The organism is Enterobacter cloacae complex sp. SHL021, assembly GCF_049237765.1.
Classification (GTDB): domain Bacteria; phylum Pseudomonadota; class Gammaproteobacteria; order Enterobacterales; family Enterobacteriaceae; genus Enterobacter; species Enterobacter cloacae.
Genome location: NZ_JBMKJG010000010.1, coordinates 165,834 through 179,713 on the forward strand (window position 1 = coordinate 165,834; position 13,880 = coordinate 179,713).

Below are 13,880 nucleotides of genomic sequence, written 5' to 3' on the forward strand. Positions count from 1 at the left end.
TGGAAAAGAGTACAATGCCATCAGTATTTTAACGCGCATTTCTTATTCTGAGAGACACAACATGAAACACATTCTGACTGCATCCTTATTCGCCTTATCTGCCTCTGTCTTTGCGGGGTCTGCCCCACACTGGACGTATGAAGGCAAGAGTGGTCCGGAAAACTGGGGCGAGCTCAGCGACGAGTTTGCCACCTGCAAGACCGGGAAATTCCAGTCGCCCATCGATATCCGTAACGCCTATAACGCCACGCTGCCGCCGCTGGAGATGAATTTCCATACCGCCGCCGAAAAGCTGGTGAACAACGGCCATACCCTGCAGGTGACCGCCAGCGACGAAGATGAATTCCGTCTGGACGATCAGATCTTTACCCTGCGCCAGTACCATTTCCATACCCCGAGCGAAAACCGGATCAACGGCAAATCCTTCCCGCTGGAAGCGCACTTTGTTCATGCCAGCAAAGAGGGCGACGTCGCAGTGCTTGCCGTTATGTTTGAGGTCGGCCCGGAGAACAGCGCACTCAACCCGCTGCTGGCGCGCCTTCCGAAGGAAAAGGACCACGAAATCTCGATTGATAAACACCTCGATCTTCGTCCGCTGTTCCCGGCTGACCTGCACTATTATCGCTTCAGCGGCTCGCTGACCACCCCACCGTGCACCGAAGGGCTGCGCTGGCTGGTGATGAAAAACACCGTCACCCTGTCAGAAAAGCAGCTGGAGATGTTTAAGCAAGCGCTTGAGCACAGCAATAACCGTCCGCTTCAGCCGCTGAATGGCCGCGTGATTGTTCAGTAAGGTGTTGTGAGTTAAAAGCATCCGCAGGCCGGGTCTCCCGGCCTAAAAGACGGTGTTACTTCATGTCGCATCATGCCTGGCTACAGACGGCTGAATACGAAACGTCTTGCGCCACTCCGTCGGGCTGACGCCAAAACGCGCCTTAAACTGTTGTCGCCAGGTCACCGCAGAGTTAAACCCCACCAGCTCGGCCACGCGTTCAACCGGCATATTGCCGGCTTCCAGTAAGATCTGGCTGCGCCGCAGGCGCTCGGCGGTGAGCCAGTCGGCCACGGTCATGCCGGTGGCGTTGACAAAATGGCGGGTCAGCGTGCGGCGGCTCATCGAGACCACCTTCGCCAGCGAGTCGAGATTATGCGGCTCGGTAATGTGTTGCTGCAGGTAGTCGATCAGGCAGTTAATCCGCGCGTCGCGGGTGTCCTTCGGCACCGGCTGGGCAATGAACTGCGCCTGACCGCCTTCGCGGTGCGGCGGCACAATCATCCGACGGGCGATCTGGTTGGCAACCACGCTGCCAAAGCGCTGACGGATGATATACAGGCAGCAGTCCAGCGCGGCGGCGGTCCCGGCGGAGGTAATAATATTGTCGTCATCCACATAGAGGGCGTTGATATCAAGCTGGACGCGCGGAAAAAGCGACTGGAAGTGATGTTCAAACTCCCAGTGGGTGGCCGCGCGCTTGCCGTCGAGAATGCCCGCATACGCCAGCACAAACGACCCCAGACACAGCCCGACGATTTCCGCACCGTTATCTCTTGCCTGCACCAGGCTGTCGAGCAGCACCTGAGGCGGGCGATCCAGCACGTGCTGCCAGTAGGGCACCACCACAATATCCGCCTGCGCGATGGCTGAAAAATCCTGCGTCGCGTTAAGGGCAAAGCCCTCTTTTGAGGTGAGAACGCCGGGTTTTTCGGCGCAGATCGTCACGTTAAAGCGCTTTTCGCCGGAAACCGCGTCGCCAAACAGAATACAGGGAACGGAGTAGTGGAACGGGCTAAACCCGTCCACCGCGACAATCGCGACGTTGATAAGTGGCATCTGTCTCTCCTTCCCTTTTTGGTGCTCAGAATATAACGGTTTCGCCGTCCTGGGGAATGCTCACCGCATCACCGATCTGGTTCGCTTCCACGTATTCCCGCAGCGCGCGGCGGCTCAACAGGCAGTGGTTAATGGCTTCCATATGGACCGCCACAATTTTTGCCTGCGGCAGCAGGAAGTGAACGTTGAGCAAATCCTGTTCCCCCATAATGATGGGCCCGAAACCGATCACATGAGCGTATCCGGCATTAAGCACCACCACATCCGGCTGGTGTTTTTGCAGATCGGCCGCCACCGCATCACGCCAGACGGTATCGCCCGCGATGTAGAGCGTTTTCTCGTCGGGGTGGCGCAGAACCACACCGCAGGCTTCGCCCAGACGCTCTGCCAGCTCCGGCACCGCGTACGCGCGATCGGTACCGTGCTGGCCGCCGTGGGTTTTCGTGATGCGGATATCACCAAAGGTGGACTCGTCGGTCATGACCGTGAGGTTATCAAAACCCTGGCTTCGCAGCAGCGCGGCATCACGATCGTTTTGCACATAGATCGGTTTGTCTTTGGCGATCAGTTCCACCGCCGCGCGATCCCAGTGATCGTCATGGGTGTGGGTGACGATCACCGCATCGGCGTCCAGCAGCGTGCTGACGTCAACGGGCAGTTCAACCATTGGGTTACGGATCTCGGCCCGCGCCGTGCCGGGGAAACCGGGGTAAGCGTCTTTTGCGGCCAGCATCGGGTCGATCAAAAAGCGTTTACCGGCATACGTGATCAGTTGGGTGGCATTGCGAATATGAGTGATGTTCATGGGCTATTCTCCTGTGCGTGTGATAAGGAGAATAGCCCGCGACCCGGCGTTAGCCTGTGGGCTAATGGGCGATGAACGATGAAATCGGGTCAATCGATAAACCGTTTACGCACCCGCTCCAGCGGCGCAATCAGCAGATTGATAAGCGGTTTGCGATCGATAACGATATCGGCGTTAACCGTCATCCCGCCCATCAGCAGACGCTTTTTGTTGTCCGGATCGGTAAACCAGGAAGGCACCCGCACCTTGGCAAGATAGTAGTTCTGCCCCTCCTGCAGCGGGATAAGCGCCGAATGCGCATCAATATTCACCTCGTAAAAATCAGACAGGGTGGCCTCCACCGAGCCATATTTATCCACCGGCCAGGAGTCAAAGCGCAGCTTCACCTTATCCCCTTTCGCCACCCGGCCCACGCCCGTAGCTGGCACATAGAGGTACCCCTCCATCGACGCGGCGGTGTTTTTACGGATCACCACCACCACCTCGCTGTTTTGCGTAATGGCCCGGCCCGGCGGGAAGTTGATCGCTACCACGTAGCCATCGGCAGGGGCCAGCATGGCCATCGTAGAGCTGCCCCGGCTGGAGAGGTTGCGGTCAATTTCGCTGATCCGGTTTTTCACGTACAGCAGCTCCTGGCTCAGGGAGTCGATTTGCGACTGGGTGCTGTCGGTCAGGCTGGTTTTGCGCGCCTCCAGATCGAGGATACTGCTCTCCTCCAGCGTCAGGTTAAGCTGCGCGTTGAGCACGTCGTTGTGGCTTTTATCCAGATCGACCTTCGACACATAGCCTTTCCCGGATATCGCTTTCCACGCCTCATAGGTATCGGTGCTGTTTTTGAGCAACGCACGCAGCTTTTTCACTTTGTCGCGGGATACCACAATCTGCCGGTCGGCAATATCCAGCTGCTGCGCCAGGTTTTTCCGGTACGTAGCGATAGAATCTTCAATGGTCTGCACGCGCTGCTCGCTGCGCTTTTTCTCCGCCTCCATCTGCTGGCGATCGAACTGCACCACCGAGCCCTGCTTGCCGCCGTAGTCCTGCGACACGGTAAAAAGCGGGTCATTCTCTTTCACGTACTGGCCTGGACGTACGGCAAAATCCACGATGGTGCCGGACTCTCTGGCACGCACTTCCACATCCCCCTGGGCCGGGATCAGCACCCCGCGCGCCAGCGTGGTTTCCGAAAAGTTAAAGACGATCGAAAAGACCAGCAGACAGAGAAAAAAGGAGATAAACAGCGTTAACACGCCTTTCAGCCGCGGGGCGTTGATCTCGTAGCTCTTTGAAAAATGGTGCGGGATCAGCGCCCGACGTTGTCGGTTTCGGTTTCTTAATTTCACGACATGTCATCCATGATAAATCACTGAAAGATCGTCCCATGCACTCCAGAGCGTGGGGGTTTTACGCAACGCGTTCAGCGTGGCGGTGGCGGCCTGACGGTACTCCGCAGGGGCATAGGTCTGGCTCTCCAGCGCAAATTCCGCCGAGTGCAGCGAACAGCCGGGCAGCAGCGTACGAATCACGTATCCGTAGCGCGTTAAAAAGCGCGTCGACACGTCCGTTAACCACGCTTTCTGGTCGCCCGCCTGGGTCATGAACAGCGGCGCATCCGGGAGGCGCTCATCCACCAGCAGCACGGTCACCAGCCGGTGCGGGGTAAAAAACGCCCCTGCCCGCCGCTCCTCGTGTGCCGCCATCAGCTTGTGCAGCGCGGGAAGGCGGGTAACAAACTGAAAGCGCACGTCGTCTGGCGCGGTGGCGAGCAGCGCATCCGCGATCAGGCCAAATCCGGCCCAGCGCATGCCCAGCAGCAGAGTGCGGGACTGAGAATAGAAATCCTGCTCGCGGGTAAATGCCGCCACCCGGGCGTGGAGATCGAAACGCACGTTGCGCCGCCACAGCGCGGGCGGGAAGATCTGCTCGACAAAATGAAAGCCGCTCATCTCCAGGGCGTTCTGGCGCAGAAAATCGGGCGGGACGTCAGTCTCCGGGCAGCGCATAAACTGGCTGTAGTTTTGCGTGATCCGGCTTGCGAGCAGCGTGCGTCCGGCCTGCCGGGCGCAAAGTCGGGCGTAGAGACGGGGCAGAAACATCATTGCTCACTCTCCCGCAGCGTGCCGTTTTCCATGGTGTAGAGCCGTCCGTTACAGCCCACCACCTCCGGCGAGTGGGTGACAAATACCAGGCCAATCCCCAGACCACGCAGGTTCGCCAGCACCTTCTGCGCCGTGGTTTTATCGAGGTTTGCCGTCACTTCATCGCACAGCAGCAGCTTCGGCTGGCTGTACAGGGCGCGCGCCAGCACCAGACGCTGCATCTCGCCGGCGGAGAAAAAGGTATTTCCCGGCAGCAGCTCCGTTTCGTATCCGTGCGGCAGACGCGCAACCACATGGTCAATCTCCGCCAGCCGGCAGGCAGCAATCACCCGCTCCTTGTCCGGCGCGCTATCAAAGCAGGAAAGGTTATCCAGAATGGAGCCGGTAAAGAGAATATCGTCCGCATGCACAATGCGAATATGCTGGCGCAAAGAGGAGAGATCGCACTCGGTGATCGGGATCGCATTGATCCGCAAACTGCCCGACGTGGAGAGCAACATCCCGGAGATCAGACGCAGCAGCGTGGTTTTCCCGGAGCCGCTCTGGCCGACAATCACCGCCTCTTCGCCCTGCTTGAGCGTCATGTTGATGTGCTGCAGGGTCGCCTCACGTCCCGGATAAGCAAAAGAGACATCCTCAAAGGCCAGACTGACGGGTGAGGTCACAATCTTCCGGCCAAACTGGCTGGCTTCAGAGGGGGCAAATAGCAGGTCGCCCACGCGATCCAGCGGCCCTTTCAGCGCATTTTTGTCCAGCAGCTTTTGCGCCACCTGTACCATCGCGTCGGAGAAATAGCGTTTGTAGCTGATGTAGGCGTAGAGCATCCCGATACTCATCTGCCCTTCCAGGATAAGCCACGCGCCGAAGCAGACCACCAGCAGCTGCTCGGCGTTGATCACCAGCAGCGAGGCAACATCAAAGCGGGCCAGCAGGCGCTCTTTACGCATCAGCCCGGCTATATGCTCACGCTGGGATTTGTCCATCACCGCGTCACGGGCCTGCTCCATGTTGTTGGCCTTCAGGGTGATGATCCCCTTCTGCGTCTCCACCAGCAGCGATTCATACTTTGCGGTGCGCTCGATGGAGTCGTCCACCGCGCGCTGGTAAGGGCCGATCAGCGAAAAGCGGATCAGGAAAAACACCCCCATCAGCAGCATCGTCAGCACGGCGATTTTCACGTTATACAGCAGCATAAACAGCAGGCTGGTGAAGGCGATCAGGCTGGAAAAGAGGATCTGCACATAGCCATTGCTGATGAACTCCGCACAGGCATGCAGCGATTTTTCAATCGCCAGCACAATGCCCGGCGGACGGCTGCGGAACCAGCCGGTCTGGGTACGCAGCATATAGCGGCGAACCGACTGGCTGAGGTCGTCATAGGCGATGTTACGCATCAGGATCTCAAGCAGTTGCTTGAGGAACTTACCTATGACTTCAAAAATAAAGACGATAGCGAAAATGGCGGTGAGTAAGATCACCAGATCGTTGTCGTTGCGCGAGATGGCCTCATCCATGATCAGCTGCACGTAAGTGGGGCTGGCCAGCATGGTGATGAGGGTAAAAATCGAGAGCACAAACAGCAGCACCTGCCGCTGAAATAAGCTCGGGGATTTATTGGCCAGCCGCCCCAGCGTGAGCGTCTCGTCAGGGGATTTTTTGTCGAAGCGCGGCGTCGGCTTCAGCTCCAGCACGTAGCCGGAAAAGAGTTTTTGCGCCTCCTTGAGGCTGTAGCGACGCACGCCGCTGGCCGGGTCGTGGACCGTTACGCTGCGCCCGTCAACCTTCACGATCACCACGAAATGATTGCCGCGCCAGAAGGCGATGAGCGGCAGTTCGGCACTTTCAATTTCAGTGATTTCGCCCTTGAGCACCCGGCCCGTCATATTTTTATCGCTGGCGAGGGTCATGAGTTCCGCCATCGAAGTGCCCGCGTCGGCAGAGACGGTAAGCTCCCTGCGCAGCTGGCTGACGGAGACGTGGTGTTCATAGTGCCCCAGCACCATCGCCAGGCAGGCCAGCCCACATTCGGTATATTCATGCTGGCGAATAACGGGTGTCTTACCCTTTTTTTTATACTGAAAAAGCGAAAACATAATTATCCGTGGCTGAAATAAAAAAATGGCCCGGCAAAGCGGGCCATAAGCATAGGTCGATAACTTATGCGCTGAAGAAGCCGCCGATGAAGCCGCCCACCAGGCCAAACACACCACCGATGGTGCCGCCCAGCGCGCCTAACATCTGGCTGCCTGCGTTATAGCCTGCGCTCGCGCCCTGAAGGGCAGCAGCAAACGGATCCCAGCCACCGATGATGGCCTGTGCTTTTTTGAAATCGATAACTTGCATGATTGTCTTCCTGTTCGTTGAATTAGTTGTAGCTGCCAACCAGCGCACCCAGGAAGCCCATTGCGCCACCCAGAATTCCGCCAACCACGCCGCCTACCATGCCCATGATGCTTGCACCGGTGTCATAACCCAGCTGTGCACCTTTAACGAGGCCAGCGAATGGGTTTAATGCACCACCGATAATATCTTTCGCTTCTACGAATGAAATCGCTTTCATTTTATTCTCCTGTAGTTGTAAATCTTCAGCTTGCGCCAAAGGATAATTTCCTTTTATGAAGGAAAGCGGTTGTTACGGGCAGCGCGTAAGCGGGATGATTTTATTTCCATAAATAATCATCCGCCTTGCGGGCTGCGCGTAATTATCTATTTCCAGCCGTTGACCCGGTGGAAGATATTTTGAGTCATTATATTGTGAGCTACATCCCTGAGAAGAGACATATTTAAACCAGGTATTCCCGGTATTACTCACCACCCCGTTACTAAACGTATAATCAAAATGCCTTGTCCATGGTCGGACAATTAAAATAGCCTCAAGCGAAACCACCACATCCGACTGAATGCGTTGGCCTTTGCTCATCACAACCCGCGCCTGAAGCGGCGTCTCGGTGAATTTAACGCGATAATAGCGTTCTTTGCTGTCGTGCGGGCCGGTATAATAAAACTTAAACCCGGCCCGCTCGCCGCTCTCCAGAGTTAACTGTTTTGGCGAGAACATCACCTCGCCATCTTTTATTTCAGTCTCTTTCCCGTGTTCTTTTGGGACATCAACCTGAATAAGCGAAACAGTATAATTCTGCCGTACGCTGGTATCGTTTTTTATTGGCTGAAAAACAACTTCTTTTTCAGGTAGAAAATCAATATTTAGATTTTCAATAATTAAAGCATTTGCGCTTGCGGAAATGAAGCAATTTATTGCGAAAATAGCCAGGAATTTTCCAGTCATACACGTTTAATTCCAGGATGCACTGACATCAATTCGACCCTGAGCCGTCACTTCACCAAACCACGTATTACCGTCATAGGTGGTTTTCGATACCGGGTTATTCATCACAAACTGCAATACCAGCGGGGTTTTCCACAGCCACATGTCCGTCACGCCTGAGCTTATCTTGTCCCACTCTTCCGCATGGGTGGCGGGTGCGGGAATGGACAGCGCCTCGCCTTTGCAGTTATGCGCCTTCAGCGTTTGGCTTTTGCCCAGCAGCACGTTACCGGGGACAGGCACCGTGAAGCCGTTACCGCTAAAGGCACAGTAGTCCACGCCGTTCAGACTCTGCGTCGGCCCGGTGACCTTCACCGTGACCGCAATCGCGGCATCTTTTTGCGCGCCGCTGTAGGTAATGGTGTAGGGGATCTCTATCGGCCCCTCGCCAATCGTGCCTTTCCCGGAACCGCCCAGGCCGTTAGGGTCGAGCGTGTAATCCGGGTTATCCGGCACGATCGCAAGGCCTGGCTGGATAGGGTCAATCACCAGCCCGCCCCCCGGCTGGAAGCAGAAATCCGCCGCCAGCGAGCTGTTACCCGGCGTCAGGCACAGGCTGACGATATTGCCGATGTTGTTGCCATCCCCCGCCTGCGCCACGCTCAAAATCAGCGCCTTCGGGAGGAAGATTTTCAGGTACGCCTTGCCGCCGTTTTTTTGCGGCGCCGCGAGGAAGGTATTCGCCAGCACGCGCGTGTCGCTCAGGATGCCGCCGGAGATGCTGTACCAGTTGCTCTCATCGAAGGTGATTTCCGCCGCCAGCCCCGTCCCCCCGTTCATGTGCGATTGCAGCACGCCGTTCACGCGGGACGAGGTCAGCGCCAGCCCCGGGTTGTAGCCGGTGATATCTTCCCCGACAAAGGTGTATTCCAGCAGTTCGCAAAGCACACCCGACACCGTATTGCGGGTGTATTTAGTACACGTCGCCCCGGTTGAACCATCCACAATGGTCACCTCGCCGCTGATCGGGTCAATGCCCAGATCCAGCGCCCGCGAGTTGGTCATGGTCAATGTGCCGACCTTATGCAGCGTGTTGGTGGTGGTGACCTTGCCGATAGAGGAGATCTGCGGCGTGGAGGTAATCGTCACCTCGTTGCCAGGTGCAGCATTGAGCAGATAATCAAAGAACGGATCCCCCAGCACCCAGCGGCCATAAGCGGTGCCCGGCTCAATGACCGGCGGTTTCACCACCATGGACGTGTCGGTATAGCTGGTCGTCGCGGTATAGCCCGTGGTACCACAGCTTGACGAACACGCGGTGCCCTTAAAGAACGGCGAGGCGCTGGAGCCAGTGACGCTGAAGTTGATGGTCAGCGGGCTGCCTGCCGGGCCGTTAAAACTGTTGTCCGGAATATAGGTGGCAATCCCGTTGTTGGTTTTGGCACTCAGGGTGGGCCACTCCCGCGAGCCGTGTAAAAACGCGGTGGAGGTGCTGTTCAGACTGAACAGCGCCGCCGTGTTGCCCGTCCCGTTGTTGTCCGGGTTGTTGATCGCGAAATAGGGCATCTGCTGCGCCTGCGCCGCCGCGCTTATCAGCAGCAGATTAAGAGCGAATATCTTTTTCATCGTCACGTTCCCGTGTTCCTTTTGCTTCCTGCCAGACGAAATCGCCTTTATCGCAGGAGATGTCCCCAAGCCACAGCGCGCCACGGTTGGACGCAATATCCAGACGCACCTCGCAGACGCTGTCGTCCGGCGTGGCAATGCTGAGCACCGGATTGTTCTTGTCCACGTCAATCACGAAGCGACCGTCGTTTTCGGTGCGGGTCAGACCCACGTGGTTTTTGATTTGCGTGGCGCTCACCGGATTACCGTTGGCATCAACAAGGCGGCCAAACAGGGTGACGATTTTTTTCACCTGCGGCTTCATCACCACCGTGTTCCCTGGGTAAACCGTGATATGACGACGGGCATTTGCGCCAATGTCATAGCTTTCGGTGCCGGTTTCACTGTTCATGACCTCCAGGTCATAGGCCTGATAGGCCGGTAACGACAGCCAGGTTTTATCGCCCTTGATGCGCTCCGTGCGGCCGTTGAGCTTCAGCGTGAGCGACTCGTCGGACTTAAGCCCGGTACTGACGATCACCCCTGCGCTGTGGGTGCCTTTACCGGCCGCAACCGCCTCTTTCGACCAGCCCACGCTGCCGTCGCTGGTCAGCGTGGAGTTCCAGCCTTTGCTGGTGCCGCTCTGCACGCTCAGAATGTTGCTGTTCCACGGCGTGTCGAAGCTCACGCTGCCCCCGCCGCTCACGGTGCGATCCTGGTTGCTGCTGAAAGCTCGTGAAACGTTGGCGGTAACCGACTTCAGGTAATCTCCTTCGAACTGGCGGCTGGCGCTGACGTTAAGCGCCGTGCCGGTATCGCGGTTATGGGAAACGCCCACCGAGACGGTGTTACCCAGCGGGATCGAGAAATCGAGCATCACGTAGCGGTCTTTCTCTTCGTAATAGCCTTCGTATTTATTACGCGACATCCCCACCCGCAGGCGCGCCGTACCATAACGACCGGCATACAGCCCCTGGGAGTAGTCAACCTGATAGCGTTTATAGCGGTATACGTCGTCTTCCTGTCGCATCAGGCTCAGGTTGCCGGCGGACGGCAGGCCAAACGACGGCAGGCTGAACGATGCCCCCCACGTGTTGCCTTTGTTTTCATAGATATCAAGGAACTTGCCGCTGGAGAGCTGCTCATGCGAGTACCAGACCGAACCGATATTCCACGGCAGGCTGACGTTAGCCCCGTAGTTGGCGCGGTACGTTCCGTCAGAGGCGGCCATCGTCTGGGTATTCACCGAGAAGTACCCGGTCAGGTTCAGGGAGGCCCACAGTTCACTGACCACGTGTTCGCGCATCATATAGCCGGAGGCGTTCCAGTCGACCATCCCGCTGCGCTTGCTGAAGGAGGCGCCGACCAGCGACATGGTGTCTTTATGTTTGGTGTCGTAATCGTAGTAGTAGCTGTTGTCCTGCTCGTTTTTCCGTTTGGCGTACTTCTTATAGTTGACGACGGATTTGTCGCGGCTATAAATCCCGCCCCACGTCTGCCAGCGCAGCGATTCCGACACGTTGTTGGTGAAAGGTTTGTTCACGGTGTACATGCTCCGTGACACGGTGCGGCTGCCGCTGACCACCTCGACTTCCACGCTGTAAATCCCGTAGGGCAGCGCGCTGGTGTCGATTTCGTGGTTACCCACGTCAAAGCGCTGAATACCAATAAGCTGGCCGTCACGACGAATGCGGGCTTCTCCGGCGGTCGGGAAATAGACCACGATCGGCGTCAGGGAGAGGGTATTGTCCCGCTTACGCGAGTTGGCCTGGTTCCCCACGGAGACGCCGTACACCTCTCCGCCGGAGATCCCGCTGACGCTGGCGAGAGACTGCATCGCCCAGCCGTTCAACATCCCGGCGGCGTAGCGCATGCCCTGATAGTCACGTTCCCACATCACCGCGTTCATCTGGGTGTCGCTGCTGTTCTCGTTAACGTAGCCCGAGCCATCGACCAGCAGGTGATCGACCCCCATCGAGACCCAGCTTTTGGCGTTGAGATAGCCGGATGACCAGCTGTCGCCGTAGCCGCTCTCGGTGTGATACGCCCCCAGGTTATAGGAGAGCGTGCCGCTCAGATCGTCTGATTCAGGGGCATCGATATCCACCTCACGCGGACGAATATTGACCCCGTAGTCACGTTGGGAGAGGTTCAGCAGCAGGCGCATTTTTTTCTGATCCAGCTCGAACGCCGACCCGGCGCTCACCGGAATACGCATATGGTCGTCAAACTGCTTGCCGTTGATGCTTTGCAGCAGCGTCCGCATCTCTTTTGACAGGCGAATACCGTTGTCTGACTCCTGGACCTGGACATCGCGCAGCCCGAGCTGCCGGTCTTCTGCGTAGATCGTTACGTCGCCAATACGGACATACTCGCTCACGTCACCGGTGCTGCCCGCCTGTTGCGCTGCACCCGGGCGGGTATTGACCAGATAAACGGGGATTTTGATCCCCTGCTCCAGCAGGGCATAGAGCGAGTCGGGAAAACGGTAATTAGCGATAACCACGGAGCTGGAGGCCGCATGCGCATACGCGGGCAAGAGGCCGGATGTGCACGCCATCATCACCGGCAACACTAATTTATTTTTCACCATGCATCCTTACTTAACAGGAATGAACTGTTTCAGGTCCCAAATTCCGAGATGAAAATGGCTGTCCGTTACGTTGATATCGTCGATCGCGCGGGAGGTGCCCGGCATCAGGTAAAAGTTTTTGACGCACGGCGTGGTCGGCGATTCCGGGTTGGGTTTCAGGCAAGTTCCGCTCGCGTTCACGCGAAACGCGGTATTGCCCTTATTGGTGATCTTCCCGGCCACGTAGACGAAATCGACGTTCTTCTTGCGGGGCTGGACCACCAGAATGGTGCTCACCACGGCGCGGGTCATCCCTTTGCCATTCTTTTGCGTGCCGTTGTCGAGATCTTCGCTGACCCCTTCATCAATGAAGGTAATGCGGTAATAGCGCTCCCGATCGTCGGCCTTACCGTGATAGTAAAATTTGACGATATTGCTGGTTCCGGCGGGCATGACCATGCGCGTGGGCGTCAGCAGCAGCTCGTCGGTTTGCTCTGGATTAATCACCACGCCTTCATCCATCGGGCTGCTGATACGCTGGGCGCTGATGGAAATAATGCGCACGCTGTCCGCTTCGTTTTTTAATTCCTTGGCGGTGGAATCCGCATCGGCAGGAATAATGGTGGTGACTTTGCCAACATTAATCGCCAGCGCGGAGGAGGAAATAAATAATAAAGAGAAGAAGATGGGTTTGAGGCTAAACATGATATTTCCCTAAACAGGGGCTTACGCCCCTGTAACTGTCAGCTCTTAGCCCCAGGTTGCGCGGAACGCAACGGAGACAGTACCTTCCCACAGGCTGTTGGTCAGGTCTTTGAACTCTTTCGCCGCACCGGTGCTGTCCTGTGCAGAATCGACGTAGAACACAAACTTGTCCTGGCCGGTCACTTCGGTGTTTGCCGTCGCGCCTGCGCTGGTGGTCAGGTTCCACAGGCCAGAAGAGACGCCGGTGTTGTTTGAAGAGTCAACCAGGGTAGTCCATGCCGTTGACTTCGTACCCACTGTGCCACCGATGGAGCCCAGATCGGTCCCGCCAAAGCGCGCGCCCACTTTCAGTTTGGTTGCTTCGCCGCCAACGCTGAACAGGGTGTTGTCAGAGTCATCAACGATAGCTTCCAGTTTGAAGCTGGTTGCAGAAGAGTGATCGCCACGAATAGCCACATCAAACAGACCGGTGTCGGTGTTAAAGGCTTTCGTGTTTGCGCTATAAACGAAGTTCAGTGCGCGTGTTGGGGTGACAACCAGATCGGAATCGCTGTCTTTCGTTGCAGAAGCTTGCCAGGTTGCAGAAGCAGTAGTTTCCGCTGCATGAGCAACGCTCAGGGCAGAAAGAGACAGCAGTGAGCCCAGAACGATAGCGTTCAGTTTATTCATTTATTTAGTCCTTCAAAAAAGAATCCAGATGTTTAAAAAAGGGGAGCCCCTTTTTCGGGGCGAAGTATAGTCACCCGAAAAATAACGAGGCAATACAGAAAATTTCATTCCCTTTAAAGCAAAAGATGAAAAATATCCGCCTGCTTTTGCATCTTGTTGTTACATAATGAATAAAATTGAGACTCTTTGATGAATAGATAAACATCTATTCTGGTCATTCTGCAGAATATCAGGATGTGGGTACAGCCACGCACGGTGATGCTGCCAACTTACTGATTTAGTGTATGATGGTGTTTTTGAGGTGCTCCAGTGGCTTCTGTTTCTATCAGCTG

General features: G+C 56.5%; 13 protein-coding genes. 1 reads left to right on the forward strand and 12 read right to left on the reverse strand.

The window, feature by feature from the left end; translation table 11 throughout:
• The first annotated feature begins 61 nt into the window (after window positions 1-61).
• Window positions 62-793, forward strand: coding sequence for a carbonic anhydrase (locus ACOTZF_RS12500; protein ID WP_013094853.1), 732 nt, complete (start codon window positions 62-64; stop codon window positions 791-793).
• 60 nt (window positions 794-853) lie between these two features.
• Here the strand turns inward: ACOTZF_RS12500 and ACOTZF_RS12505 are convergent, their stop codons facing one another.
• The 12 genes from ACOTZF_RS12505 to ACOTZF_RS12560 form a co-directional block, all read right to left on the reverse strand.
• Entirely contained in the window at window positions 854-1,831 is a 978-nt protein-coding gene (locus ACOTZF_RS12505; RefSeq protein ID WP_013094852.1) for a GlxA family transcriptional regulator, read from the reverse strand.
• Between the two features lie 25 nt (window positions 1,832-1,856).
• A complete protein-coding gene (locus tag ACOTZF_RS12510; protein ID WP_129253070.1) occupies window positions 1,857-2,636 on the reverse strand; it encodes an MBL fold metallo-hydrolase in 780 nt (259 codons plus the stop codon).
• An 89-nt stretch (window positions 2,637-2,725) separates the two neighbouring features.
• Window positions 2,726-3,976 (reverse strand): HlyD family secretion protein, encoded by a 1,251-nt coding sequence (locus ACOTZF_RS12515; protein WP_013094850.1) that lies wholly within the window; start codon window positions 3,974-3,976, stop codon window positions 2,726-2,728.
• 6 nt (window positions 3,977-3,982) lie between these two features.
• On the reverse strand, window positions 3,983-4,732 hold the full coding sequence (locus ACOTZF_RS12520) for a hypothetical protein (protein ID WP_421636095.1): 750 nt from the start codon (window positions 4,730-4,732) through the stop codon (window positions 3,983-3,985).
• The gene (locus tag ACOTZF_RS12525; protein ID WP_129253066.1) at window positions 4,729-6,825 is read right to left on the reverse strand and encodes a peptidase domain-containing ABC transporter; all 2,097 of its coding nucleotides are present in this window, start codon (window positions 6,823-6,825) and stop codon (window positions 4,729-4,731) included. Before ACOTZF_RS12525 ends, ACOTZF_RS12520 begins: the two co-directional genes overlap by 4 nt.
• A 64-nt stretch (window positions 6,826-6,889) precedes the next feature.
• Window positions 6,890-7,075 (reverse strand): hypothetical protein, encoded by a 186-nt coding sequence (locus ACOTZF_RS12530; RefSeq protein WP_013094847.1) that lies wholly within the window; start codon window positions 7,073-7,075, stop codon window positions 6,890-6,892.
• 22 nt (window positions 7,076-7,097) lie between these two features.
• Window positions 7,098-7,292 (reverse strand): hypothetical protein, encoded by a 195-nt coding sequence (locus tag ACOTZF_RS12535; RefSeq protein ID WP_013094846.1) that lies wholly within the window; start codon window positions 7,290-7,292, stop codon window positions 7,098-7,100.
• Between the two features lie 72 nt (window positions 7,293-7,364).
• On the reverse strand, window positions 7,365-8,018 hold the full coding sequence (locus ACOTZF_RS12540; protein ID WP_013094845.1) for a hypothetical protein: 654 nt from the start codon (window positions 8,016-8,018) through the stop codon (window positions 7,365-7,367).
• Window positions 8,019-8,024: 6 nt separating this feature from the next.
• Window positions 8,025-9,623 (reverse strand): hypothetical protein, encoded by a 1,599-nt coding sequence (locus tag ACOTZF_RS12545; RefSeq protein WP_038982468.1) that lies wholly within the window; start codon window positions 9,621-9,623, stop codon window positions 8,025-8,027.
• The gene (locus ACOTZF_RS12550; RefSeq protein WP_013094843.1) at window positions 9,601-12,195 is read right to left on the reverse strand and encodes a CS1-pili formation C-terminal domain-containing protein; all 2,595 of its coding nucleotides are present in this window, start codon (window positions 12,193-12,195) and stop codon (window positions 9,601-9,603) included. The genes ACOTZF_RS12545 and ACOTZF_RS12550 overlap by 23 nt, the downstream gene beginning before the upstream one ends.
• Window positions 12,196-12,201: 6 nt before the next feature.
• Window positions 12,202-12,879 carry a fimbria/pilus periplasmic chaperone gene (locus ACOTZF_RS12555; RefSeq protein ID WP_020686458.1) on the reverse strand — a complete coding sequence of 226 codons (678 nt, stop codon included), beginning with the start codon at window positions 12,877-12,879 and terminating at the stop codon, window positions 12,202-12,204.
• Window positions 12,880-12,924: 45 nt separating this feature from the next.
• A complete protein-coding gene (locus ACOTZF_RS12560) occupies window positions 12,925-13,548 on the reverse strand; it encodes a common pilus major fimbrillin subunit EcpA (protein ID WP_013094841.1) in 624 nt (207 codons plus the stop codon).
• Window positions 13,549-13,880: the final 332 nt, after the last annotated feature.

Bases quoted from the DNA above. Each gene is read 5' to 3' on its own strand.
- ACOTZF_RS12545 (WP_038982468.1), bottom strand. From the start codon at position 9,623: ATGAAAAAGATATTCGCTCTTAATCTGCTGCTGATAAGCGCGGCGGCG.
- ACOTZF_RS12500 (WP_013094853.1), top strand. From the start codon at position 62: ATGAAACACATTCTGACTGCATCCTTATTCGCCTTATCTGCCTCTGTC.
- ACOTZF_RS12530 (WP_013094847.1), bottom strand. From the start codon at position 7,075: ATGCAAGTTATCGATTTCAAAAAAGCACAGGCCATCATCGGTGGCTGG.
- ACOTZF_RS12525 (WP_129253066.1), bottom strand. From the start codon at position 6,825: ATGTTTTCGCTTTTTCAGTATAAAAAAAAGGGTAAGACACCCGTTATT.
- ACOTZF_RS12560 (WP_013094841.1), bottom strand. From the start codon at position 13,548: ATGAATAAACTGAACGCTATCGTTCTGGGCTCACTGCTGTCTCTTTCT.
- ACOTZF_RS12535 (WP_013094846.1), bottom strand. From the start codon at position 7,292: ATGAAAGCGATTTCATTCGTAGAAGCGAAAGATATTATCGGTGGTGCA.
- ACOTZF_RS12510 (WP_129253070.1), bottom strand. From the start codon at position 2,636: ATGAACATCACTCATATTCGCAATGCCACCCAACTGATCACGTATGCC.
- ACOTZF_RS12540 (WP_013094845.1), bottom strand. From the start codon at position 8,018: ATGACTGGAAAATTCCTGGCTATTTTCGCAATAAATTGCTTCATTTCC.
- ACOTZF_RS12555 (WP_020686458.1), bottom strand. From the start codon at position 12,879: ATGTTTAGCCTCAAACCCATCTTCTTCTCTTTATTATTTATTTCCTCC.
- ACOTZF_RS12520 (WP_421636095.1), bottom strand. From the start codon at position 4,732: ATGATGTTTCTGCCCCGTCTCTACGCCCGACTTTGCGCCCGGCAGGCC.
- ACOTZF_RS12505 (WP_013094852.1), bottom strand. From the start codon at position 1,831: ATGCCACTTATCAACGTCGCGATTGTCGCGGTGGACGGGTTTAGCCCG.
- ACOTZF_RS12550 (WP_013094843.1), bottom strand. From the start codon at position 12,195: ATGGTGAAAAATAAATTAGTGTTGCCGGTGATGATGGCGTGCACATCC.